This is a genomic window from Formosa sp. L2A11, assembly GCF_009796865.1.
GTDB lineage: Bacteria > Bacteroidota > Bacteroidia > Flavobacteriales > Flavobacteriaceae > Formosa.
This window is the reverse complement of record NZ_CP047028.1, coordinates 1,317,414-1,340,125: the sequence shown is the minus strand read 5'-3', so window position 1 is coordinate 1,340,125 and position 22,712 is coordinate 1,317,414. Positions and strand designations below refer to the sequence as shown.

At 32.2% G+C, this 22,712-nt stretch carries 20 protein-coding genes; 13 read left to right on the top strand and 7 right to left on the bottom strand.

Going from position 1 to position 22,712, the window contains the following annotated elements; translation table 11 throughout:
• Nucleotides 1-97 precede the first annotated feature (97 nt).
• Complete coding sequence (locus GQR95_RS05910) at nt 98-1,060, bottom strand: LD-carboxypeptidase (RefSeq protein ID WP_233266012.1); 963 nt, start codon at nt 1,058-1,060, stop codon at nt 98-100.
• A 115-nt stretch (nt 1,061-1,175) separates the two neighbouring features.
• Between GQR95_RS05910 and metG the strand changes: the two genes are divergently transcribed.
• The 6 genes from metG to GQR95_RS05880 all read left to right on the top strand — a co-directional run bounded on the left by metG (nt 1,176) and on the right by GQR95_RS05880 (nt 9,082).
• Nucleotides 1,176-3,263 (top strand): methionine--tRNA ligase, encoded by a 2,088-nt coding sequence (metG, locus tag GQR95_RS05905; protein WP_159022284.1) that lies wholly within the window; start codon nt 1,176-1,178, stop codon nt 3,261-3,263.
• Between the two features lie 27 nt (nt 3,264-3,290).
• A complete protein-coding gene (locus GQR95_RS05900) occupies nt 3,291-4,049 on the top strand; it encodes a copper resistance protein NlpE N-terminal domain-containing protein (protein ID WP_159022283.1) in 759 nt (252 codons plus the stop codon).
• Nucleotides 4,050-4,352: 303 nt separating this feature from the next.
• Nucleotides 4,353-6,476, top strand: a complete 2,124-nt coding sequence (locus GQR95_RS05895; RefSeq protein ID WP_159022282.1) for a Tex family protein — start codon at nt 4,353-4,355, stop codon at nt 6,474-6,476.
• 1 nt (nt 6,477) lies between these two features.
• On the top strand, nt 6,478-7,383 hold the full coding sequence (locus GQR95_RS05890) for a histone deacetylase (RefSeq protein WP_159022281.1): 906 nt from the start codon (nt 6,478-6,480) through the stop codon (nt 7,381-7,383).
• A gap of 236 nt (nt 7,384-7,619) precedes the next feature.
• Nucleotides 7,620-8,507: a DMT family transporter gene (locus tag GQR95_RS05885; protein ID WP_159022280.1), complete on the top strand. Its 888-nt coding sequence runs from the start codon at nt 7,620-7,622 to the stop codon at nt 8,505-8,507.
• Between the two features lie 56 nt (nt 8,508-8,563).
• On the top strand, nt 8,564-9,082 hold the full coding sequence (locus tag GQR95_RS05880) for a ferritin (protein WP_159022279.1): 519 nt from the start codon (nt 8,564-8,566) through the stop codon (nt 9,080-9,082).
• A 311-nt stretch (nt 9,083-9,393) separates the two neighbouring features.
• On the opposite strand, the gene GQR95_RS05875 is transcribed toward GQR95_RS05880, so the two are convergent.
• Both GQR95_RS05875 and GQR95_RS05870 read right to left on the bottom strand, forming a co-directional pair.
• Nucleotides 9,394-11,979: a phosphoenolpyruvate carboxylase gene (locus GQR95_RS05875; protein ID WP_159022278.1), complete on the bottom strand. Its 2,586-nt coding sequence runs from the start codon at nt 11,977-11,979 to the stop codon at nt 9,394-9,396.
• A 486-nt stretch (nt 11,980-12,465) separates the two neighbouring features.
• Nucleotides 12,466-12,801: a single-stranded DNA-binding protein gene (locus GQR95_RS05870; RefSeq protein WP_159022277.1), complete on the bottom strand. Its 336-nt coding sequence runs from the start codon at nt 12,799-12,801 to the stop codon at nt 12,466-12,468.
• Nucleotides 12,802-13,034: 233 nt separating this feature from the next.
• Between GQR95_RS05870 and GQR95_RS05865 the strand changes: the two genes are divergently transcribed.
• Together GQR95_RS05865 and GQR95_RS05860 are read left to right on the top strand one after the other, a co-directional pair.
• Nucleotides 13,035-13,595, top strand: a complete 561-nt coding sequence (locus GQR95_RS05865) for a hypothetical protein (RefSeq protein ID WP_159022276.1) — start codon at nt 13,035-13,037, stop codon at nt 13,593-13,595.
• A 1-nt stretch (nt 13,596) separates the two neighbouring features.
• A complete protein-coding gene (locus GQR95_RS05860) occupies nt 13,597-13,947 on the top strand; it encodes a hypothetical protein (protein WP_159022275.1) in 351 nt (116 codons plus the stop codon).
• Between the two features lie 10 nt (nt 13,948-13,957).
• On the opposite strand, the gene GQR95_RS05855 is transcribed toward GQR95_RS05860, so the two are convergent.
• The 3 genes from GQR95_RS05855 to GQR95_RS05845 form a co-directional block, all read right to left on the bottom strand.
• A complete protein-coding gene (locus GQR95_RS05855) occupies nt 13,958-14,425 on the bottom strand; it encodes a CBS domain-containing protein (RefSeq protein WP_159022274.1) in 468 nt (155 codons plus the stop codon).
• A gap of 143 nt (nt 14,426-14,568) precedes the next feature.
• On the bottom strand, nt 14,569-15,075 hold the full coding sequence (locus tag GQR95_RS05850; RefSeq protein ID WP_370514533.1) for a nuclear transport factor 2 family protein: 507 nt from the start codon (nt 15,073-15,075) through the stop codon (nt 14,569-14,571).
• Nucleotides 15,072-15,581, bottom strand: coding sequence for a hypothetical protein (locus GQR95_RS05845; protein WP_159022273.1), 510 nt, complete (start codon nt 15,579-15,581; stop codon nt 15,072-15,074). The genes GQR95_RS05850 and GQR95_RS05845 overlap by 4 nt, the downstream gene beginning before the upstream one ends.
• 368 nt (nt 15,582-15,949) lie before the next feature.
• On the opposite strand from GQR95_RS05845, the gene GQR95_RS05840 reads away from it, so the two are divergent.
• The 5 genes from GQR95_RS05840 (at nt 15,950) to GQR95_RS05820 (ending at nt 21,479) form a co-directional block, all read left to right on the top strand.
• Nucleotides 15,950-16,447 (top strand): hypothetical protein, encoded by a 498-nt coding sequence (locus GQR95_RS05840; protein WP_159022272.1) that lies wholly within the window; start codon nt 15,950-15,952, stop codon nt 16,445-16,447.
• Between the two features lie 127 nt (nt 16,448-16,574).
• On the top strand, nt 16,575-17,456 hold the full coding sequence (locus GQR95_RS05835) for a LysR family transcriptional regulator (protein ID WP_159022271.1): 882 nt from the start codon (nt 16,575-16,577) through the stop codon (nt 17,454-17,456).
• A 75-nt stretch (nt 17,457-17,531) separates the two neighbouring features.
• Nucleotides 17,532-18,461 (top strand): YeiH family protein, encoded by a 930-nt coding sequence (locus GQR95_RS05830; RefSeq protein ID WP_159022270.1) that lies wholly within the window; start codon nt 17,532-17,534, stop codon nt 18,459-18,461.
• Nucleotides 18,462-18,638: 177 nt separating this feature from the next.
• Nucleotides 18,639-19,097, top strand: a complete 459-nt coding sequence (locus GQR95_RS05825) for a hypothetical protein (RefSeq protein ID WP_159022269.1) — start codon at nt 18,639-18,641, stop codon at nt 19,095-19,097.
• A 153-nt stretch (nt 19,098-19,250) separates the two neighbouring features.
• Nucleotides 19,251-21,479 carry a TonB-dependent receptor plug domain-containing protein gene (locus GQR95_RS05820; protein ID WP_159022268.1) on the top strand — a complete coding sequence of 743 codons (2,229 nt, stop codon included), beginning with the start codon at nt 19,251-19,253 and terminating at the stop codon, nt 21,477-21,479.
• Nucleotides 21,480-22,345: 866 nt separating this feature from the next.
• Here GQR95_RS05820 and GQR95_RS05815 read toward each other — a convergent pair.
• Entirely contained in the window at nt 22,346-22,705 is a 360-nt protein-coding gene (locus tag GQR95_RS05815) for a DUF3127 domain-containing protein (protein ID WP_159022267.1), read from the bottom strand.
• Nucleotides 22,706-22,712 lie beyond the last annotated feature (7 nt).

Below are 22,712 nucleotides of genomic sequence, written 5' to 3'. Positions count from 1 at the left end.
TTGTAAAACCCTTTTTTATTATATATAAATGATGAGATACTGAAATAAACTCAGCATAACGTACGACAACCGTAAAATTAGTTATCAAACAAACGTCTTAGTCTTTAAAAACAATCTTTGTATCATCTTTAGTAACCTTCATCTCAATAGTTCTTCCAAAAAACATGGCACGATTATCTTTCTCATGTCCTGCAGGCATATTAAAAGCTACTGGAAAATCATAATCGGCAGCGATATTAAGAATAATTTCTTCTATGCTTTCTCCAAAAGGCGTTGGATTTTTTCTAACTCTACTCATATCTCCAACCAAAATACCTTTACAGTTTTCAAAATAACCAGCACGTTTTAAACTTTGTAACATACGGTCTATATGGTAAGCATATTCACCAACTTCTTCAATAAAAAGAATCTCTCCAGATGTATCAATAGTACTCACAGATCCTAACATAGTATGTAATAATGTTAAGTTTCCTCCTGTTAATGGCGCAGTAACCACTCCTGTTTTATTGTATTTAGAACCTTTTAAAGTATAAGACAATGGTTTTCCAAAAATAGCATCTTTAAATGTTGAAACTGTATAAGGAATATCTGCAATGTTTTTAGTTAAACTAATACACATCATAGCGTGTAAAGATTGATATCCTAAATCGTGAATTTGATTATGAAGTGCTGTAATATCTGAATACCCAATAACCCATTTCGGATTCAATTTAAATTTAGAATAATCTAACATATCCATCATTCTAACCGTTCCGTATCCGCCACGTGCACACCAAATGGCTTTTATCTTAGGATCGTCTAATGCTGTTTGGAAATCTGAAGCACGTTGTTCATCTGTACCTGCAAAATGTCCGTTTTGTGCATAAAGATTATCACTAACTACCGTATTTAAACCCCACGTTTTGAGCAAGGCTCTGGCGCGTTCTATATCATCAAACTTATTTTTCAACACTCCAGACGGCGCTACAATAGCGACAGTATCACCCACTTTTAAATATGGTGGTTTAATATACGTTTTTGAAGTATTCACTAAAGACTGACTTGTAGATTGCTGTGCCATGATCGGACTAATATTTAAACTAAAAACAATAAAAAATAGGGGTAAAAAAATTCTATTAAGTAACATAAAAAGTGCTTTTGGTAAAAATACATTTTTTTTCTAAATGGTTAATGAAATGCGTACTTTTGTGCCTTTAAAACAGAAACGAGACATGTCTAAAAGATATACCATTACAGCAGCGCTACCTTACACCAACGGCCCAATACACATTGGCCACTTAGCCGGTGTTTACGTACCTGCAGATATTTATGCACGATATTTACGCTTAACAGGAAACGATGTTCTTTTTATTTGCGGAAGTGACGAACACGGCGTACCTATTACTATTAAAGCGAAAAAAGAAGGTGTAACACCTCAAGATATTGTAGATAAATACCATGCGATTATTAAAACATCGTTTGAAGATTTTGGTGTCTCTTTTGATAATTACTCGAGAACTTCTGCTAAAATTCATCACGATACTGCATCAGAATTCTTTACAACTTTATATAATAAGGGTGAATTTACTGAAGAAACGACTGAGCAATTATACGACGAAGAAGCAAATCAGTTTTTAGCAGACCGTTTTGTTACCGGAACTTGCCCTAAATGTGGGAATGAAGAAGCTTACGGAGATCAATGTGAAAAATGTGGAAGCAGTTTAAATGCTACAGATTTAATTAATCCTAAATCGGCTATTACTGGAAATGTTCCTACCTTAAAAGAAACGAAACACTGGTTTTTACCTTTAGACAAACACGAAGATTTCTTAAGAGAATGGATTTTAAAAGGACATAAAAAAGACTGGAAACCTAACGTTTACGGACAAGTAAAATCTTGGATAGACGACGGCTTAAGACCTCGTGCGGTAACCAGAGATTTAGACTGGGGAATTCCCGTACCATTAGAAGGTGCAGATGGAAAAGTACTTTATGTGTGGTTCGATGCTCCTATTGGATACATTTCTTCTACAAAAGAATGGGCCGCTCGCGAAGGAAAAGATTGGGAACCATACTGGAAAGATAAAGACACCACTTTAGTGCATTTTATTGGTAAAGATAATATTGTGTTTCACTGTATTATTTTCCCTGCCATGTTAAAGGCAGAAGGCTCTTACATTCTACCAGAAAATGTACCTGCTAACGAATTTTTAAATTTAGAAGGAAATAAATTATCTACTTCTAAAAACTGGGCCGTTTGGTTACCAGAATATTTAGAAGATTTCCCAGGACAGCAAGATGTGTTGCGTTATGCCTTAACAGCAAATGCGCCAGAAACTAAAGATAACGACTTTACATGGAAAGATTTCCAAGCGAGAAACAACAACGAATTGGTTGCTATCTTCGGAAACTTTATTAATCGTGTTGTCGTTTTAACTAATAAATATTACAACGGAAGTGTACCAACACCAAGTGAATTCTCTAAAATAGATGAAGAAACTTTAGCGGCTTTAAAAGCCTATCCGTCTGTAATTTCAAGCTCTATAGAACGTTACAGATTCCGTGAAGGAAGTCAAGAATTAATGAGTTTAGCACGTCTTGGTAATAAATATTTAGCCGACGAAGAGCCTTGGAAAATGATTAAAGTAGACGAAGCGCGTACGCAAACCATTATGTTTGTTGCACTTCAAATTGCTTCAGGATTAGCCACACTTTGCGAACCTTTTTTACCTTTTACGTCAACTAAATTAAAAGGAATTTTAAATATTTCAGACGAAAATTCTTGGGAAAGTATTTCAACTAAAGATGTTTTACTTCCTGCAGCACACCAAATAGGAAAGGCTGAATTATTATTTTCTAAAATTGAAGACGATACGATTCAGAAACAATTAGATAAATTAATTGCAAGTAAAAAAGCAAACGAGGCAGCAAATAAAGTTACTGAACCCCAAAAAGATACCATTACATTCGACGATTTCTCAAAATTAGATCTTAGAGTTGGTACGATTTTAGAAGCAGAGAAAATGCCGAAAGCTAAAAAACTATTGGTTTTAAAAGTAGACACGGGCTTAGACGTTAGAACAATTGTTTCTGGAATTGCAGAAAGTTTTAAACCAGAAGATATTGTTGGAAAACGCGTTACTGTACTTGTAAACTTAGCGCCAAGAGCTTTACGTGGTGTAGATAGTGAAGGTATGATTTTAATGACCGAAACAGCCGAAGGTAAATTAGTATTTGTTAATCCAGATGAAAAAGAAGTAACTAACGGATTACAAATTAGCTAGATTTTTAATCTCTTAAATTAGATTATTATGATAAAGAAAGCATTACCTTTTTTAATAATGGCCATTGTAGTTGCAAGTTGCAAAACAAACAAAGACGCGGCGCTTAATGCAGATAATAGCATGTCTAATTTAGATTGGAATGCGACTTATGTAGGTATTATTCCGTGTGCAGATTGTGAAGGTATTAAAACTGTAATTGAGTTAAATGACGATTTAACATTCACTAAAAAAACGCAATATTTAGGAGAATCGATGGATGTAATTACTGAAAACGGCGCGTTTTCATGGGACAAAACAGGTTCTAATGTCATTTTAAAAACTAAAAATCAAATTCAAACCTATTTTGTTGAAGAAACAAGCATAGCACTTTTAGATACTTCTAGAGATAAAATTACTGGAGATTTAGCAAACTCATATATGCTAAAAAAACAAAATGCTGAAGACCTAAAAGATAAACCTTGGAAATTAGTTGAGTTTTACGGCAAACCTATTGAAAACGTAAGTAAACAACCATTTTTAATATTAAACACAGACGACAATCGTGTTAGCGGAAACACAAGTTGTAACGGTTTTGGTGGCGAATACGAATTACAGGAAGGTAACCGTATAACATTCTCTAAAATGATGCACACCATGATGGCGTGTCCAAACATGACTGTAGAATCTGAATTTATGAAAGTGTTAGAAGTAGCAGATAATTACACACTTGTAAATGGTGTTTTAAATTTAAATAAAGGCCGCATGGCTACTATGGCAAAATTTAAAGTTGACTATTTTGTAAACTAAATTTTTGCACTAAATAAGATTACTAAAAGGCCTCTTGAATTTCGATTCTAGAGGTCTTTTTTTGTTTCTGTTTTTACATTAGAATTTTTTCTGAAATCAACTTTAGAATTGAGTCACAAAAAATCACTTTAACATTTATCATATTCAGAAATAATGAGATACTGAAACAAGTTCAGTATAACGGTAAAACAAACACTATTATGTCCTAAAACAGAAATTCGTCTTTCTAAATTTTATCTCGAAAAAGTAAAATCAATTTCAGTCTAACACCTTATCTTTACAAACCATTTTCAAAATTAAAACATGTCTATTTTACAATACATCATCTCCCAAACCAATCTTCCTGAAACAGGCGTAAAAAACACCTTAAAACTACTAGAAGAAGATTGTACCATTCCGTTTATATCCCGTTACAGAAAAGAATTAACCGGAAATTTAGACGAAGTGCAGATTGCAGATATTGTAAAACATAAAGATGCTTTTGAAACCTTAGAAAAAAGAAAAGCTACTATTTTAAAAGCGCTTACAGAACAGGAGGCTTTAACAGATGAACTACAGAAAAAAATAAAATCTACAACAGATTTAATTACACTTGAAGACTTATATCTTCCCTTCAAAAAAAGTAGAAAAACCAAGGCAGAAAAAGCACGACAATTAGGATTAGAGCCTTTGGCAAAAATTATAATGAGTCAGAATGCGAACGACCTAGAGTCTATTGCTTTTAAATATGTAAAAGGAGATGTTGCATCTACAGATGATGCGTTAGAAGGTGCGCGCCATATTATTTCTGAATGGATTAACGAACGCACAGATATTAGAAACAATATTCGTTTTCAATTAGAACGCAGAGCAACCATTACTACCAAGGTTATAAAAACGAAAGCAGACGATGAAAAAGCTCAAAAATTTAGAGATTATTTTAATTGGACAGAAGCCTTAAGTCGCATTCCATCGCATAGATTATTAGCCATTTTAAGAGCAGAAAAAGAAGGTTTTATTCGTATAAAAATTGCGATTGATGACGATGCTGTTTTAGCAAAAACAGAAGACCGAATTATACGTTCTAACAATGCCTGTGCAAATGAAATTTCTATAGCGATTAAAGACGCCTACAAACGTTTATTATTACCTGCGTTAACGAATGAAGCGCTTCAAAAAGCAAAAGACAAAGCAGATGATTCTGCTATAAATGTTTTCGCAAAAAACTTAAAGCAACTACTTTTAGGATCGCCTTTAGGACAAAAACGTGTACTTGCCATTGACCCTGGATTTAGAACAGGTTGTAAAATTGTATGTTTAGATGCACAAGGCGATTTAAAACATAATGATACTATTTATCCGCATCCACCAAAAAATGATGATATAGGAGCAATTAATAAAATTAGCTCTATGGTTGAAGCTTATAACATTGAAGCCATTGCCATTGGTAACGGAACAGCTTCTAGAGAAACAGAAACTTTAATTCGCCGTATTCAGTTTAAAACAGATGTTCAAGTGTTTGTGGTTAGTGAAGCTGGCGCCTCTATTTATTCGGCATCTAAAATTGCACGAGACGAATTCCCCAATTACGATGTTACTGTAAGAGGTTCTGTATCTATAGGAAGACGTTTACAAGACCCCTTAGCAGAACTGGTTAAAATTGATGCAAAATCTATAGGAGTTGGTCAATATCAGCACGATATAGATCAATCTAAACTTAAAGGCAGTTTAGATTTGGTTGTAGAAAACTGTGTAAACGCTGTTGGTGTAAATGTAAATACCGCAAGTACATCGTTATTAAGTTACGTGTCAGGAATCGGACCAAAATTAGCCGAAAACATTGTGAATTACAGAACAGAACACGGAGCATTTTCTACACGAACAGCCATAAAAAAAGTACCTCGTTTAGGAGATAAAGCATTCGAACAAGGTGCTGGATTTCTAAGAATTAAAGACGCAAAGAATCCGTTAGACGATTCGGCTGTACATCCAGAACAATATGCTATTGTTCAGAAAATGGTAAAAGATTCAGGGAAAAGTATTTCAGAATTAATAGGAAATTCGGCTGTATTAGAAAAAATAGATCTTAAAACATACTGCTCAGACACTGTTGGACTACCAACGCTTAAAGATATAATTAAGGAATTAGAAAAACCAGGCTTAGATATTAGAGAACAAGCACAAGTCTTTGCCTTTAACCAAGATATAAAAACCATTGCAGACGTTACCGAAGGGCAATTACTTCCTGGAATTGTAAATAATATTACCAATTTTGGATGTTTTGTAGATATAGGAATTAAAGAAAGTGGTTTAATACATGTTTCTAATTTAGCAGACACTTTTGTTAGCGACGTGAGTGAACATGTGAGTTTACAACAACAAATAATTGTAAAAGTGTTAGAGGTTGATGTAGCTAGAAAGCGTATTCAGCTTAAACTTGAAAAATAATATGCTAAAAATTGCGTACCACCCCACATATAATCACCCTATTCCTAAAGGGCATCGGTTTCCTATGGAAAAATATGAATTGCTTCAATTACAATTAATATATGAAGGAACGTGTACAGCAGAAAATTTCTTTGAACCCGAAATTTTAATAAATCACAAACCTATTTTAGACGTTCATGACGCCGAGTATTTTTACGATTTATTAAACCTAACTCTAAATCATCGTGCCGCTTTAAAAATTGGATTTTTATTAAGTGAACGCTTAATAGCTCGCGAAATAACAATTGCTTCTGGCACATTACAAGCTTCTGAATATGCTTTAAAACATGGTATTTCCATGAATATTGCTGGAGGGACGCATCACGCCTACTCAAATCATGGCGAAGGATTTTGCATGTTAAACGACCAAGCTATTGCAGCTACGAGTTTATTAAACTCGGGAAAAGCAAACCGTATTTTAATAGTAGATTTAGACGTGCACCAAGGTAACGGAACAGCAGAAATATTTCAAGACGAACCGCGTGTGTTTACTTTTTCTATGCATGGAAAAAATAACTATCCGTTTGAAAAAGAACAGAGTGATTTAGACATTGAATTTGATGATAATACAAACGACGAAACCTATCTAAACATATTAAAGAACACCTTACCTAAATTAATCGCAAATCAACAACCTGACTTTATATTCTACCAATGTGGTGTAGATATTATTGCTTCAGATAAATTAGGAAAATTAGCGCTCTCTATAGCAGGTTCTAAAGCAAGAGACCGCTTTGTTTTAGAAACCTGTAAACAACACGCCATTCCCGTTATGTGCAGTATGGGTGGCGGCTATTCTCCAGAAATTAAAACTATATTAGAAGCACATACCAATACATTTAGACTCGCACAAGAACTTTATTTTTAAAAATCTGAGAGTCGAAAATAAAATCTAGCCGTCTTTAATCTTAATACTCTAAACAACTATTTATTAAACATATGTGATTTTGAAATAAATTCAGAATGCCAATCAAATATTATTTTTTTCATCAAAATGATATATTTATTAATTAGGATAACATATCATTACATTAAGTATATTTAGTATCAATTTTATAAAAATTTACGGCATATTTTTGCTCGCTTTTTTATAATAAAACTGTTATGACAAAACCAAGAATAGCACTTATAATTGGAATTATTTGTATTTCTATATTCCCCGTATTGGTACGATTAAGTTTAACGCCAGGATTAATTTCTGCATTTTACAGAATGGCCATTGCTTCTGCTATTATTTTGCCTTATGTTTTAATTACAAAACAGCTAAAAATCCCTTCAACTAAAATATTACTATTAGCATCACTTTGTGGTGTTGTATTTGGTTTAGACGTTGGTGTATGGAATATTGCCATACAAGAATCTTCGGCAACACAAACCTCTCTTTTAACCAATTTATCTCCTGTTTGGGTTGGTATTGGAGCTTTTTTATTTTTAAAAAACAAACCGTCTCGTAACTTTTGGATTGGCACTATCGTTGCCATTATAGGTATGATTACCTTAGTTGGATTTCAATTTTTTATCAAATTAGATTTCGACCTTGCTTTCTTTTTTGCCATTCTATCAGGCATGTTATATGCCGTATATATGCTAACGAGCAAACGCGTATTAGAAGAAACAGATGTATTAACATTTATGACTATTAGCGTAGTCTCTTCTGCAATAGCTTTAGGCTGTATTAGTTTTGTTATGGGACAACCGTTTTCTGGTTTTTCAAACACTGCTTGGTTTGTTCTAGTTATTCAGGGTATTGTTTGTCAGCTTTTAGCTTGGCTACTTATTAGTTATGCCACAAAACACATGAGAGCCACAAGAGTTTCTGTAAGCTTATTAGGACAAGGTATTTTAGCATCTATATTAGCTTGGATATTTTTAAATGAAACCATTACATTACAAATGATATTTGGTGGTATTATACTACTTTTTGGTATCCGGATTACTTTTTACACAAAAGACATTATACTATTTAGAATACTTAAAAAAGGAAGCTTTTAAGAGTATTTATTAAAAATCAAGCCTTTTTATATCTAACTTTGTTTAAAAGAAAGGATATGTTATCAAATATTATAGTAGACGCATTAAACAAGCAAATAAGAATTGAAGCGGAGTCTTCACAAATATATTTAGCCATGGCTTGTTGGGCTGAAGTAAAAGGACTAGAAGGTATCGCTAATTTTATGTTCAAACAATCTGACGAAGAACGTGAGCACATGCTAAAATTAATCAAGTTTGTTAATGAACGTGGCGGACATGCTTTTATCTCGGAACTAAACGCTCCTGAAGTATCATTTAAAACATTTAAAGACATGTTTGAAATGTTGTTTAAACATGAGGTTTTTGTAAGTCAAAGTATTAACGATTTAGTTCATATTTCTCTTCAAGAACGTGATTACGCTACACATAATTTCTTACAATGGTATGTTTCTGAACAAATTGAAGAAGAAGCAATGGCTAGAACCATTTTAGATAAAATTAATTTAATTGGAGACGATAAAGGTGGATTGTATTTATTTGATAGAGATATAAACCAACTTACAGTAAGTACTGCCTCTTCTGAAAACCCTATGTAATTTTTAACATTTAATCTTATTTAGATTAAGTAAAAATAACTATGTTTGAAGTCTAAACCACTAATTAAGATTAGTTTTGGGCAAGAAGAAAGACAAAAAAGTTAAAAAGAAAGAACTAAAAAAAGCAAAAGCCGTTTTATTAATGGCCGGCGTTAAAGTTTCCAACAAATGTAAAACCAAATGTTGTGAAAAATATACGAAGTCTGAAAAGAAGCGTTGTGGCAAATGTCCATGTTTCGATTTACTTCAAAATGTTGCATAAAAAAAGCCTCTATTTCTAGAGGCTTTTTTGTTTTTATAAGCTTTGCTTTTTAAGCTGAATTTCTACTTGCATTAATATTTCCGAATAGAGATCGGGTAACTAAATTTTCATAGATTTTAATTTTATCTTCATCTCTAACCTCAGCTTTTTCTAACTCCTGAATTTTTCTTAGAGCAAATTGCTGGATTGTTAATAAAGGTAACACCATAGATTCTCTAATATCGATAGAAGCCTTACCTGCAGGCTCATCTTCCATTAATACTTTATATCCTGTAAGTTTTAATAGTAAACTTTTCGTAACCTCGTATTCTGTATGAATAATTTCCCAGAATTCTCCAAATTCAGCATCGTCTGCCATATATTTAGTTAAATCGAAGAACGATTTAGACAACGACATCATACTGTTTTCTATTAATGTTTTAAAGAAACTAGACGATTTGTAAAGCGCTACCACTTTATCAAACTCACCTGCATCTTCATATTTCTTTAAAGCTGTACCAACACCAAAGAATCCGGGTACGTTTTGTTTTAATTGACTCCAAGATCCTACAAAAGGAATGGCTCTTAAATCTTCGAAGACTAAACCTTCAGATTTACCACGTTTAGATGGTCTACTACCAATATTAGTTTTTGCATAGTATTTTAACGTACTCATACGCTCTAAATACGGCACAAACATTGGGTGGTTTTTAAAATCTACGTATGTTTTTAAACTAATTTCTGCCAAGTCGCTCATTACTACAGTACTGTCTGCAGACATCGCTGCATTGGTATCGTTTAAACGGTTATATATACCAGAACTAATTAATTGTTCAAGATTATATTGAGACGAATCTAAAGTTCCGAAATTAGAACTAATAGTTTGTCCTTGTATAGTAAGTTGTACTTCTTTATCTTCTATAGTTGGTCCTAGAGAGGCATAAAATTGATGTGTTTTTCCACCACCACGAGCAGGAGGTCCACCACGTCCATCAAAGAACAATACGGTAACATCATATTTTCTAGATATTTCTGTTAATCGCTCTTTAGCTTGGAAAATAGCCCAGTTTGCCATTAAGTATCCACCATCTTTTGTCCCATCAGAGAAACCTAACATAATAGTTTGTCTATTTCCTCTAGATTTTAAATGCGCACTGTAAGCAGGATTTGTATATAATTCCTCCATTACTAAATGGGCATTTTCTAAATCGGTAATCGTTTCAAACAACGGTCCAATATCTACTGTTAGTTTATCATGAAAAGCAACAAGCTTTAACATAGCAAACAGTTGCATAACATTTAAAGTTGTTTGATTGTTACTAATAATATATCTATTCGCTGCTTTCTCTCCGTTATGGTCTTGAATGTACTTAATAGCAACCATAGAGTTTAATGTTTTTAAAACATCTTCTCCTTTAAAAATAGACATATCTACAGCGCCTTCAACCTTAGTTAAAATAGCAACCTGTTCTTCTGCCGATAACTGATTATAGTTTGCTGGAAAGATATCACTTCCTGAAGCTATTACAGCTTCAACCATATCTGTAAATACTTGGTCGTGTGCACGACTATCTTGTCTTACATCTAACGCTGCAAAATGAAATCCGAATAATTTTATTTTATTAATGAAGCTTTTAACTTCAGTAACATACAATGATTGATGTTTTTCTACTAAAGTTGAAATAATTGCAGTTAACTCTGAATTAAGTTCTTCTAAAGTAATGATTGTATTATCGGCTACATTAATCATGTGATTATATAACTTCTGTTCGATTGAAGAAATACGTTCTTCAACACCTTTAAAAGTTAATTTACGTTTTAATTTACGTGCATCACGATAGTAACTCTTTAAAATGGCTTGTTTTAAACGCTCAGACACTTTAAGCGTTATTTCTGGCGTTACAAAAGGGTTACCGTCACGGTCTCCTCCAGGCCAAAATCCGATGTTTAAAATATCGTTATCAATCTCTTTATTATCAAAAATATTTTGTTGAATGTAATCGTATATAGATCCAAAAGAATAATAAAACACATTTTCTAAATACCAAATCAAGCTAATAGCCTCATCGTAAGGTGTTGGTTTAGCATGCTTATAAAATGGTGTTTTTCCCAACTGAGCCAACAAATCGTTAATTAATAACAAGTTATTTTCTTGAATCGCAGCTGTTAAATCGGTAATAATACCTAATACAGAACCAGGATAGAATTGTGTTGGGTGCGCCGTTAATACTATACGCACTTTAAATTCTTCAAGATATTGTTTTAAAAGCTCTGTTCTGTTTTCAGAACTTGCTGTTTCTTTTAAACTACGAAGTGTACCAATCCCATCCATATTGTTTACTACGGGAAAAGCAGCATCTTCAATAGCATCAAATAACACAACTTGTCTTTCTATATATTGAATAAATCTGAATAATAAATTAATTTGACTTTCGTCTGAACGCCTCGCTTGATATTTTTCAAAAAACGACTCAACAATCGTAGTAGGATTATCACCATTTTGAAACCCTTTCTCGCAGGTTTCATGAAAAAGCGGTAATAATACACCCGTTTTAGTAATCGAGTCGAACGGTAACGTCATGAAAATACTATTGTATATCTGGTATTTAGATAATACATTTTGATTAAATCTGGTTAATTTCGGTTGTACTGACATTTTCGAACTTCTATATTTTCTATAAAAATACTAAAGGTTAGCCAATAGACTATCATAGTTTTACAAATTTTACGTAAATTTAAGTTATACCATCAGATAATCTGATTATTATGAATATGGCACAGATTTAAAGCTATACTTTTATTAATACGCATTAATTTAGAATAAGAAGCAGCAAAACAATAAGCTAATTAGCTCGTTTTACAGCACTCACAAAAATTAATTGAATATAAACAAGATATATTATGCGCAAAAAAAGATCAAAAATAATACTTGGACTATGTTGGTTAGCCTTTATAGTTTGGGAAATTTTAGTCATGAATTGGGCTAACAATCAGGAAGAGGTTATAATAAGAATTGATTTAGTTATTATTCTTCCTATACTTATTCTTTTTACCATATATATGCTATTTCAGATTTATCGCAATAAACAAAAAAAGAAAAAACAAAGCGGGTTATTTTAAATTACTACCCGCTTTAGGCTATTTATTGCTTTCCCAGCATAATAATTTCATTGCAAACCACTTCGGTTATAAATCGTTTTTCACCTTCTTTAGTATCGTAACTTCTAGATGTTAATTTACCTTCTATGGCAACCTCTTTTCCTTTGGTTAAATAATTCTCTACCACTTTTGCGGTTGCACCCCAAGCCACAATGTTATGCCATTGTGTATCGGTAACTTTTTCTCCCGATTTATTCTTATAACTTTCATTAGTCGCTATAGAAAATTTAGCCAACATACTTCCTGATTCTAAATTAATAATTTCTGGATCGTTTCCTAAATTACCAATTAACTGTACTTTGTTTTTAAGTGTGCTCATAATTATATTTTTAAATGTTAAACCGTTTATATCTTAGTTAATTAAGACGTTACAAAGGTGCAACGGCAACTAAATTTTAGTCGGTTTAAAACTAATTGAATTCGTTTACATCCGATTGTAGTCGTTTACAAACGGCTTATTATTCGTTTAAAAACAAATGATTATAAAAAACACACTCCATTTCAGACCTCAACTCTATTTATTATTTAACTTTAACTAAAAATTAACAACCAATGAAAAAAACATTACTTTTACTTATATTACTTCAATTAGGAGCCTATACAATTTATGCTCAAGAATCTGATAATGAATACGAAGCAGAAAATGAAGAAGGTTTTGAACATCACCAAATTGGAGTTATGATTGGTCATGCTCATATAGACGAAGGTCATGATGTTGGAGATAATAGATGGTTGGTTGTGCCTATGGTAAGTTTAAATTATAACTATTGGTTTAATAAAAACTGGGCCGTAGGATTACACACAGATTTTATTCTAGAAACTTATGAAATCCAGAAAGAAACCAACGAAGGAGAAAGTGAAATTTTAGAACGTGAATTACCTATTGCACCAGCACTTATGGCAGCCTACAAACCTGGAGAACACTTTACTTTTATGCTTGGAGCTGGAGAAGAATTTGCAAAAGAAGAAGATTTATTTTTAATACGAGGTGAAGTTGAATATAGTTTAGAGCTTCCTAAAGCTTTTGAACTTGGCGCAGCTATAGGTTACGATTTAAGATTTGATGAATACGACTCATGGGTATTAGCTATTGGAGTCTCTAAATTATTTTAATATGAATAAAGCTTGTTTAGAATGTGGTGAAAAAATTATAGGGAGATCGGACAAAAAGTTTTGTAACGATTATTGCAGAAATGCCTATAACAACCAGATAAACAAGGATAGTAAAAACTTAATTAGGAATACAAATAATAAATTACGTAAGAATTGGCGCATTTTAGAAACGCTTAATCCTGATAAAAAAACAAAAACCACTAAATTAAAACTACTTAATTTAGGGTTCGATTTTAGTTTATTTACTAGTATATATATTACAAAAGCAGGAACAACATATTATTTTGTGTACAACCAAGGCTATTTACCGCTAGAAGGCGATTATTATGCTTTGGTTAAACGGGATGCTTAAAAACAAGGTATTATTTCCAGTTATGTCCTTTTAAAGTAAGTGCCGCTTTTAAAATATCTTTCTGGCTTATTTGCCCAACCAATTTACCGTCCATAACTATAGGAAAACGACGCCTTTTAGATTCTAAAAATTTATTTGCAGCGTCAAAAATATTCATATTACCATCTATAGTTTCGACATTTTTCATCATTCGTGTTTCCACTTTGTCTTGTTCAATGGGCATATTATAATATCTGCTGTCGCTAATTTGCTTTAAACAATCGCCTTCAGAAATTATTCCAACAAGTTCAAAATTATCATTGACTACGGGACCTCCAGAAATCTTATTGTTAATTAATTTATCGATAACATCTTCTACCATTTGTTCTGGTTTAAATGTAATAAGATCTCGACTCATGTAATCACTAACTAGTACAGATACCTGATCTACTTCTTTAAGTTGTTGCTTCCTGGCTCCTGTAAAACTTTTAATTCCCATAATATGTTGTTTTAAGTTTAAAATTAAAACTACTGAATTATAGTGAATTAACCTAATGCATTTTTACGAATTAACTAAATTAGTAGCTAAAATATTATTAATTAATCAAAATTACAGATATAAGCAACAATATAATTAAAACTTTATTGGGCAAAAGAAGAAATAATAGTAGTATCGTCTTCAGCTTTTAACGTCTTTACAGCACTCATTTTACTATTAGGAATCGCTGCAGACAACACATAATGTGCAACTTTCCAAGAACCATCTTCAAACTTCATAACTCCAGAACCTCTGCTTACACCCATATGTGTATCTAACAGCTCGTCGAACGATGCTATAGAATCGCTAACCATATAAACATGTCGTTCTAAAGTAGAGAAGCTCCACGCTTTACCTGCATCAAAATGAGGTTTACAATAAGCTTTAAATGCATCACGCTCCCAATGCTCTGAAGCATCTGTACCAACAAACACAGTTGCTTTAGTCATTAAATTAAAATAAGCATTAAAATTAGCTTCTGCAGCAGCTTTATGCCAAGCATCTAAATTTGTATTTATACTTTTTATAGCATCTTCGTTTTGTGCTTGTATATGACTAACACTAACTAAACATAGGACTATTGCAACTACTAATTGTTTTAAATGCATCATGGCTTTTCAATTTTCTGAGAATCTTTTTCGTATTTTTTATTAATTTGAAGGTTCAAGTTAGAATACGCTACTAAAACTTCTTTAACATTTTCTAGATGCTCTTCTTTTGGGATGTTTTTCAAAATTAAAGTCCCTTGTAATTTAAGCATTTTTGTTTCTAAAGAAACTAAGCGCGCTTGTATAGAAGGCGTATTAACAACATCCGGAATACTGTTTATTAAATCTTTCATTAACAAAACAATATCTTTAGACTCGTCCTGAAAATAAGACAGATCTCCCGTTTTTAACTGAGACATAACAATTTCTAATTCAACAAATTTTTCCCATATTAAAATATCCGTTTTAGCTTTAGCATCTAAACCATATTCTACATATTTAAGTTTTATAATATCGTCTTGAAACACTAAACCAGAAACTGGTACTTCTTCTATTTTTTTAACTTTTTTATCTTCAGTATCGCATGTCCAAAGACACAAACACATAAGTATAATACCTATTTTTTTCATTTTTAAATACGTCTAATTCTCTTGTAAATATATAAAGTAGTATTCAATTTATAAAAAGTACATTATTATAAGATAACCTCTAAATTACTAATTACAATTATTTCCCTTCTTAAAACAAATATATGGTGATGCCTACAGTATTACTAACGTTATTTATTATAATAATAGAAAACACCAATTTTTAGCGTTTGCAAAATTCCCAATACAGAACACAAAATGAATACCTAAAAACAGATTAATTTCTATTTAAAACAAACAGAGTTTAGCTAAATTATAACACTACTTTAATAACAAAAGTTGTCGAATCTGTTAAATAATCTTATTTTTAAAATAAAAAAAACGACCTTTATCGGTCTAAAATTAAAACTATGAAACATATTATAGCAGTATTATGCTTAGCATTAGCATTCACTTCATGCGAAGGAGACCAAGGTGTTCCTGGTGAAGATGGATTAGACGGAATAGATGGAGAGGTTGCTCCTGCTTTTGAAATTGAAGTAGATTTTAACGCTTCAAATAACTACGAAATTACTCAAACTTACGGCTTTACTATTGTGCCTTCAGATGTTGTTTTAGTATACATGTCTTGGGAAACTGTAGATGGAACAGAAATCTGGAGACTAGTACCACAAACCCAATTTTTTGACGATGGTGGCGTACTAACTTATAATTATGATTTCACCGATGAAGATTTTAGAATTTTCTTAGATGCAACTTTTGATTTAGACACACTTGGAGACGAATGGACCCAAAATCAATACTTTAGAGTTGTTGTTGTTCCCGCAGATTACATTAATGGTGTTGATGTAGAAAATTATGACGATATTATTAAAGCTACAGATGTAGAAAGTTTTGAAACGTTTTAAATAAAACAATTCAAACTTTTTATTACAATATATTCTCAAAATCGGTTTGGATTCAATTCAAACCGATTTTGTTTTTTAGCAAAAACCGCATTAGAATTAGTAAATTGTTCTGCCCATACTATGTCTTATGAAAGTTAAATTTAAAATATTCAAGGAAGTTGCATCTCACTTAAGCTTTACCAAAGCTGCCGAAATTTTAAACCTATCTCAGCCTGCTGTTTCTAAAACCATTCGCACTTTAGAAGACACTTACAAAAAGACCTTTTTCACCCGTTTAGGAAATAATATTGAACTGACTTCCGACGGACTTGAACTTTTAGAATATATTGATAAAATTCTTGCACTTCATGCCGATTTAGACAATCATTTTCTAACCTTAAATCAAGATGAAGAAAAACATATTAAATTTGGAGCAAGCACAACTTTAGCCGATTTTATTCTTCCACAAATTTTGGCAAAGTCGAAAAAAAACACTCCCAACACGACCATTCAGTTAATTAGTGGGAATACCGAACATATAGAACATTTAATTACCAGCTTACAATTAGATTTTGGTATTATAGAAGGAAGCAGCCACAACAAACAATTGCATTACGAAAAATTTATAAAAGATGAAATTGTTTTGGTTACAAGCACCAATAATCCAAAATTTAAAACTGGTGTTTTACAATTAAACGATTTAGAAAATTTGCCCATAGTAGAACGCGAATACGGCTCTGGAACACGCGAAATTATTTACAAAAAACTACACGAATACGGCATTAAACACTTAAAATCTACTGTAACGCTAAATAGCACTATTGCTATAAAAAACTACTTATACTATTCTAAAAGCTACGCACTGCTTTCTATACATTCTGTTAGCGAGGATTTAATAAACAACAAACTAAAGGTTATAGATATTCAGAATTTTAATTTCGAACGCTGGTTCTATTTTGTTTCCCGACAAGGCTATCAATCTAAAACCAAAGACTTTTTTGAGAAACTCGTTAAACTTAATCATAACTAAAAGTTATTACGTATAACTTTTTTCATCTCGTTTTAATTATAGTCGCATTGTATATTTGCTTCAAAATTAAAAACAATGAAAACACAGTTATCCAAAATATATTTTTTCGCTGTTATTGCTCTCGCTTTATCAGGATTTATTTCTAGCGCCATAGCACTTGGACTAGGTTTTATATTTACATTATTTTTCGAGCATCCTTTTTTAGAAAAGAATCAGAAAAGCATTCATTTACTTTTAAAAATATCTGTTGTAGGTTTAGGATTCGGGATGGCACTTGTAGAAACCATCCAAACAAGTATTTCTAGTTTTGGACTTACCTCTTTTTGCATCTTTTCTACAGTCAGTTTAGGTGTAATATTATCTCGTTATTTAAAACTAGACAAATCACTCGGCCACCTTATTACTTCCGGAACATCTATTTGTGGTGGTAGTGCAATCGCAGCAATATCTCCTATAATTAAAGCAAATACAAAAACCATTAGTATGGCATTAGGTGTGGTTTTCTTTTTAAATGCAGTAGCCTTAATTATATTTCCTTATTTGGGGCACTTTATAGGCTTAAGCCAGCATCAATTTGGATTATGGTGCGCCGTTGCCATTCACGACACCAGTTCTGTAGTTGGAGCCGCACTTACCTTCGGAGAAGAAGCTTTAAAAATTGCAACAACCGTAAAACTTTCAAGAACATTATGGATTATACCCATGTCTATATTCTCTATGTTTTTATTTAAAAACAGCGGGCAAAAAATTAAATTTCCTCTTTTTATACTTTTCTTTTTAGTGGCTATTTTAATAAATAGCGCAGACATTTTACCTGTAGTTATAACAACAACTATAGTTACTATATCTAAACACTTATTAGTAGTTACTTTATTTTTAGTAGGAACAACAATATCTATTTCAGACTTAAAAACCACAGGCTGGAAACCTATGATTTTCGCTTCTACGCTTTGGATATTTGTATCTTCAATATCGCTATGCTATATTTTATATTTTTTTAAATAACACAAATAGCCCACTACTAGATGGTTTATCTTTTCTTTAAAACAATAATATTTTGTTCATAAAGAAACAAGATGCTAGGTTAGAAAATATCTGTATTTTCGCGTTTTACTATATTGTAGTTTTGTGAAGCCACTGTTAAATATAAAGCCGATAGTTTTTAGATGTTGCATTGTTATTATGGCAATTTGTTACATGGTTTCTCCTTTAACAAATTCTATGTTCGACATGCTACATTCCATGTCACATTATATTGAAGATCGTATACAAGCACACAACAAAACAACATCGGCCACAACAAAACATCACACACACGATGCTTTTGGCCATCATGTAAATGCAGAAACCTCTCATTTAGCAAAACATACTCATTCGCATACCCACGAAAAAAGAGTAACTACAAACCACACACACCAATTACTTACTTTTTTAAACAGTATATTATCTTCTTCAGACAAACAAAAAGAACATCAGAAATCTATCTTTAAAACAGAAATAGACAAACACGTCTTAACGTCTGAATTCCGTTTTAAAAGCATCATATTCAATTCAGCTTTAAAACAAAAATGGCATACCTATTTACCGGTATATAACTTTAATTTACCTACACTTTCTCCGCCTCCTCAGTTTATTTCATAACATATTTAAATCAATTTAAAACCCTAGTTGGATGTTTGTCGTAAGTACACGTAAACCATCCAAACTCAGGCTGCTTTATAATGTCTAAAAAGCACCTAAAAGGGAAAGAAGCAAATATTAACTCCTCTTAACAGAGGACAACCTAATCATGAAATGAAACATTTTTTAACAGCATGTACTTTGTTGCTTACTAGCTTAATTAACGCACAACAGATTTCGGGAAAAATAGTGAATAGCGAAAATAAACCCATAGAAGAAGTTAGCGTATTTAACAAAACAACAGAAATACATACACACACCTCTGCAACAGGAGCATTTACTTTAAATAAAACACAAGTAAACGACACGTTATACCTGTCACGCTTAGGGTACGAACCTAAAATTGTTCGTATTACACAAGCCAATATAGACCAACCTGCAACCTTTACTTTAAGCACTGCAAACATCTCTCTAGATCAAGTTATGCTAGTCGCAGAAATAGATGCACTAAGTAAATTTGTAAACATAGATGTACAAAAAGATCCTGTAAAATCGTCTCAAGAGATTTTAAGAAAAGTGCCTGGACTAATTATAGGACAACATGCAGGTGGCGGAAAAGCAGAACAGATTTTCTTAAGAGGTTTCGATATAGATCACGGTACAGATATTAACATAACAGTAGACGGCCTACCAGTAAACATGGTCTCTCACGCACACGGACAAGGATATTCTGATTTGCATTTTGTTATTCCAGAAACCATAGACAATATTAACTTTGGAAAAGGACCTTACAATGCAGATAAAGGAAACTTTGCAACTGCTGGCTATATTAACCTAGGCCTTAAAAAAACTATAGATAAAAATTATTTATCCCTAGAAGCAGGACAGTTTAATACAAACCGTATTATGGGAATGTTTAATGTTTTAAACAACGACAAGAGCAGCGCTTATATCGCTTCAGAACTATCTTTAACAGATGGCCCTTTCGAGTCGCCACAAAACTTTAACCGTTTTAATGTCTTAGCACGTTATAATTATAAACTAGCAGGAGACCAGGAATTAAACTTTACAGCCTCTCATTTTCAAAGTAAATGGGATGCTTCAGGACAAATTCCGCAGCGCTCTGTAGATAATGGTAGTATTGATAGATTTGGATCTATAGACGACACAGAAGGTGGTGAAACTAGCAGAACAAACCTATTGATAAATCATAAAAAAGTGATAGACGATAATCAGTCTTTTAAAACCACAGCTTTTGTATCTCAATATAATTTTGAATTGTATTCTAACTTTACCTTTTTCTTAGACGATCCTGTAAATGGCGATCAGATTAAACAATTTGAAAACCGAGTAACAACAGGAGCAAGTACCGTTTACGAACATAGAAATATAGAGTTAAGCGAAAACACAACGTTTAAATACCAAGCAGGAATAGGATTTAGATACGACAATGTAGACGATGTAGAATTATCGCACACCGTTAACAGAAAAACAGTTTTAGAATACAAATCCCTTGGAGATATTGACGAAGTAAACACCTACGCCTTTTTAAATACGGAATTTAAAACAGGAAAATGGACTTTTAATCCTTCTGCAAGAATAGATTATTTTAAATTTCAATACGAAGACAAATTATCTGAAACCTATAGCGACGAAGCAGAAACAAAAATGCGAGTGAGCCCGAAATTAAACACCATTTATTCTTTAAACAAAAACACTCAGTTTTTCTTAAAAGCAGGAATGGGATTTCACTCTAACGACACACGAGTAGTGGTTGCTAATAACGGAAAATCTATTTTACCAGCAGCTTACGGCGCAGATTTAGGAACCATTTTAAAACCTACAGATCGCCTAGCATTAAACGCAAGCCTTTGGTATTTATTTTTAGAACAAGAATTTGTATACGTAGGAGATGCTGCAATTGTTGAACCTAGCGGAAAAACACAACGTTTTGGAGCAGATTTTGGAGCACGTTACCAAGCTTTAGATTGGTTATATCTTTTTGCTGATGTAAATTATTCTCACGGTAGAAGCATTGACGATCCTGATGGTGAAAACTATATTCCATTAGCTCCAGATTTAACAACTGTAGGAGGTATTTCTTTTGAAGATCTTTCTGGTTTTTCTGGAGGAATAAACTACAGATATGTAGATGACAGACCTGCAAACGAAGACAACTCTATTGTTGCAGAAGTCTATTTTGTAACAGATTTCAACATTAATTATTCATGGAAAAATTGGACTTACAGTGTTATTATAGAAAACCTATTTGATACAGAATGGAACGAAACACAATTTGCAACAGAAAGCAGACTGTTTAACGAACCAACATCTGTAGAAGAAATTCACTTTACACCAGGAACTCCATTTTACATTCGCGGAAAAATTGCATTAACTTTTTAATCTGCTTACATTTTACTTTTAACACAAAGGCTATTTAACAGATGGCCTTTGTTTGTTTTAACAACTATTAATCTTCTAAATTTAAAACATTCAAGACTAACAAAGCAAAAGATCATTTAAAAGCTTATTCCTCCTTCTTTTTACACAAACAAAACACAGAAGACCTAAAACCATTAAAAGCAGCTAAGACAAGACGACTTAATTAAATAACATTAGGCACAAAAAAAACCTTCAGCTAAATGTCATTGAGCTGAAGGTTAAAAGAAATAATAATCAAAAAATTTGCCAGTTAATTTTTTAGGTTAATTGTCTCCTAAAAAACACATTTCAAAAATATAACCTAAAACTCGTTTATTATATGATGTTTGTCAGGTTATGAAATATTTTATTGATTTCTTTTGATTTAGATGAAAAACAATATCGTTTTATAATTTTTACTAAATAAGTCTTATTTCCTTGCGAGCAATCAATCTATTTTACAACTCAAAAAAAGCTAAGATTTAAATTGGTACCCGAATAATACCCCTTATTTAATAAAAACAGTTCAAAATGTAGAAATCTAAATCTCAAAACAACATTTAAAAAATCAAGTACAATCCTAACAACGAAACCATAACGCATAAAAAAAGCCCTACATTTCTGTAAGGCTTTTAGCTAGCTTTGCTCCCTCTCTTGGGCTCGAACCAAGGACCCTCTGATTAACAGTCAGTTAAAGATATATTTCAAATTCTTTCTAATATTTGCATATACTTAAAAAACAATCACTTATTGATTTATATAATTGCACTTAGTTGCTATTTGTATCACTTCTTATCTAAAATGTTTAACCTATGTTTAACCTGAATGCTACAACATCTCATTTAAAACTAAAAAGGCAAATCATTATCTGACTCATCCAAAAAGCTTACAGGTTCTTGTTCAATTGCTTTTGTAGACATAGATTCTTCTACATTTACAATCTCGATTCTCCACCCCTGAATAGCATTAAAGTATTTTATTACACCTTGTGGATTTATCCACTCTCTCCCCCTTAAATTAAGGCCTATTTTAACTTCCTGACCAACAATAAAATTATTTAGTAAATCACATTTATCTTGAACAAATTCTACTAAAATGTGCTGTGGATATTGCTCTTCTGTTGTAATAACAACTTCACGTTTTCTAAAACCATTGTTACCTATTGTTTGGGTCTTATTTATTAACTTTATTTTACCTATTAATTCCATAATTTTT

Coding starts and splice junctions, on each gene's coding strand:
- GQR95_RS05910 (WP_233266012.1), bottom strand. CDS start 1,060: ATGGCACAGCAATCTACAAGTCAGTCTTTAGTGAATACTTCAAAAACG.
- GQR95_RS05890 (WP_159022281.1), top strand. CDS start 6,478: ATGCTAAAAATTGCGTACCACCCCACATATAATCACCCTATTCCTAAA.
- GQR95_RS05850 (WP_370514533.1), bottom strand. CDS start 15,075: ATGATGCATTTAAAACAATTAGTAGTTGCAATAGTCCTATGTTTAGTT.
- GQR95_RS05885 (WP_159022280.1), top strand. CDS start 7,620: ATGACAAAACCAAGAATAGCACTTATAATTGGAATTATTTGTATTTCT.
- GQR95_RS05830 (WP_159022270.1), top strand. CDS start 17,532: ATGAAAACACAGTTATCCAAAATATATTTTTTCGCTGTTATTGCTCTC.
- GQR95_RS05835 (WP_159022271.1), top strand. CDS start 16,575: ATGAAAGTTAAATTTAAAATATTCAAGGAAGTTGCATCTCACTTAAGC.
- GQR95_RS05815 (WP_159022267.1), bottom strand. CDS start 22,705: ATGGAATTAATAGGTAAAATAAAGTTAATAAATAAGACCCAAACAATA.
- GQR95_RS05860 (WP_159022275.1), top strand. CDS start 13,597: ATGAATAAAGCTTGTTTAGAATGTGGTGAAAAAATTATAGGGAGATCG.
- GQR95_RS05900 (WP_159022283.1), top strand. CDS start 3,291: ATGATAAAGAAAGCATTACCTTTTTTAATAATGGCCATTGTAGTTGCA.
- GQR95_RS05855 (WP_159022274.1), bottom strand. CDS start 14,425: ATGGGAATTAAAAGTTTTACAGGAGCCAGGAAGCAACAACTTAAAGAA.
- GQR95_RS05845 (WP_159022273.1), bottom strand. CDS start 15,581: ATGAAAAAAATAGGTATTATACTTATGTGTTTGTGTCTTTGGACATGC.
- GQR95_RS05895 (WP_159022282.1), top strand. CDS start 4,353: ATGTCTATTTTACAATACATCATCTCCCAAACCAATCTTCCTGAAACA.
- GQR95_RS05825 (WP_159022269.1), top strand. CDS start 18,639: ATGGCAATTTGTTACATGGTTTCTCCTTTAACAAATTCTATGTTCGAC.
- metG (WP_159022284.1), top strand. CDS start 1,176: ATGCGTACTTTTGTGCCTTTAAAACAGAAACGAGACATGTCTAAAAGA.
- GQR95_RS05880 (WP_159022279.1), top strand. CDS start 8,564: ATGTTATCAAATATTATAGTAGACGCATTAAACAAGCAAATAAGAATT.
- GQR95_RS05840 (WP_159022272.1), top strand. CDS start 15,950: ATGAAACATATTATAGCAGTATTATGCTTAGCATTAGCATTCACTTCA.
- GQR95_RS05870 (WP_159022277.1), bottom strand. CDS start 12,801: ATGAGCACACTTAAAAACAAAGTACAGTTAATTGGTAATTTAGGAAAC.
- GQR95_RS05820 (WP_159022268.1), top strand. CDS start 19,251: ATGAAACATTTTTTAACAGCATGTACTTTGTTGCTTACTAGCTTAATT.
- GQR95_RS05865 (WP_159022276.1), top strand. CDS start 13,035: ATGAAAAAAACATTACTTTTACTTATATTACTTCAATTAGGAGCCTAT.
- GQR95_RS05875 (WP_159022278.1), bottom strand. CDS start 11,979: ATGTCAGTACAACCGAAATTAACCAGATTTAATCAAAATGTATTATCT.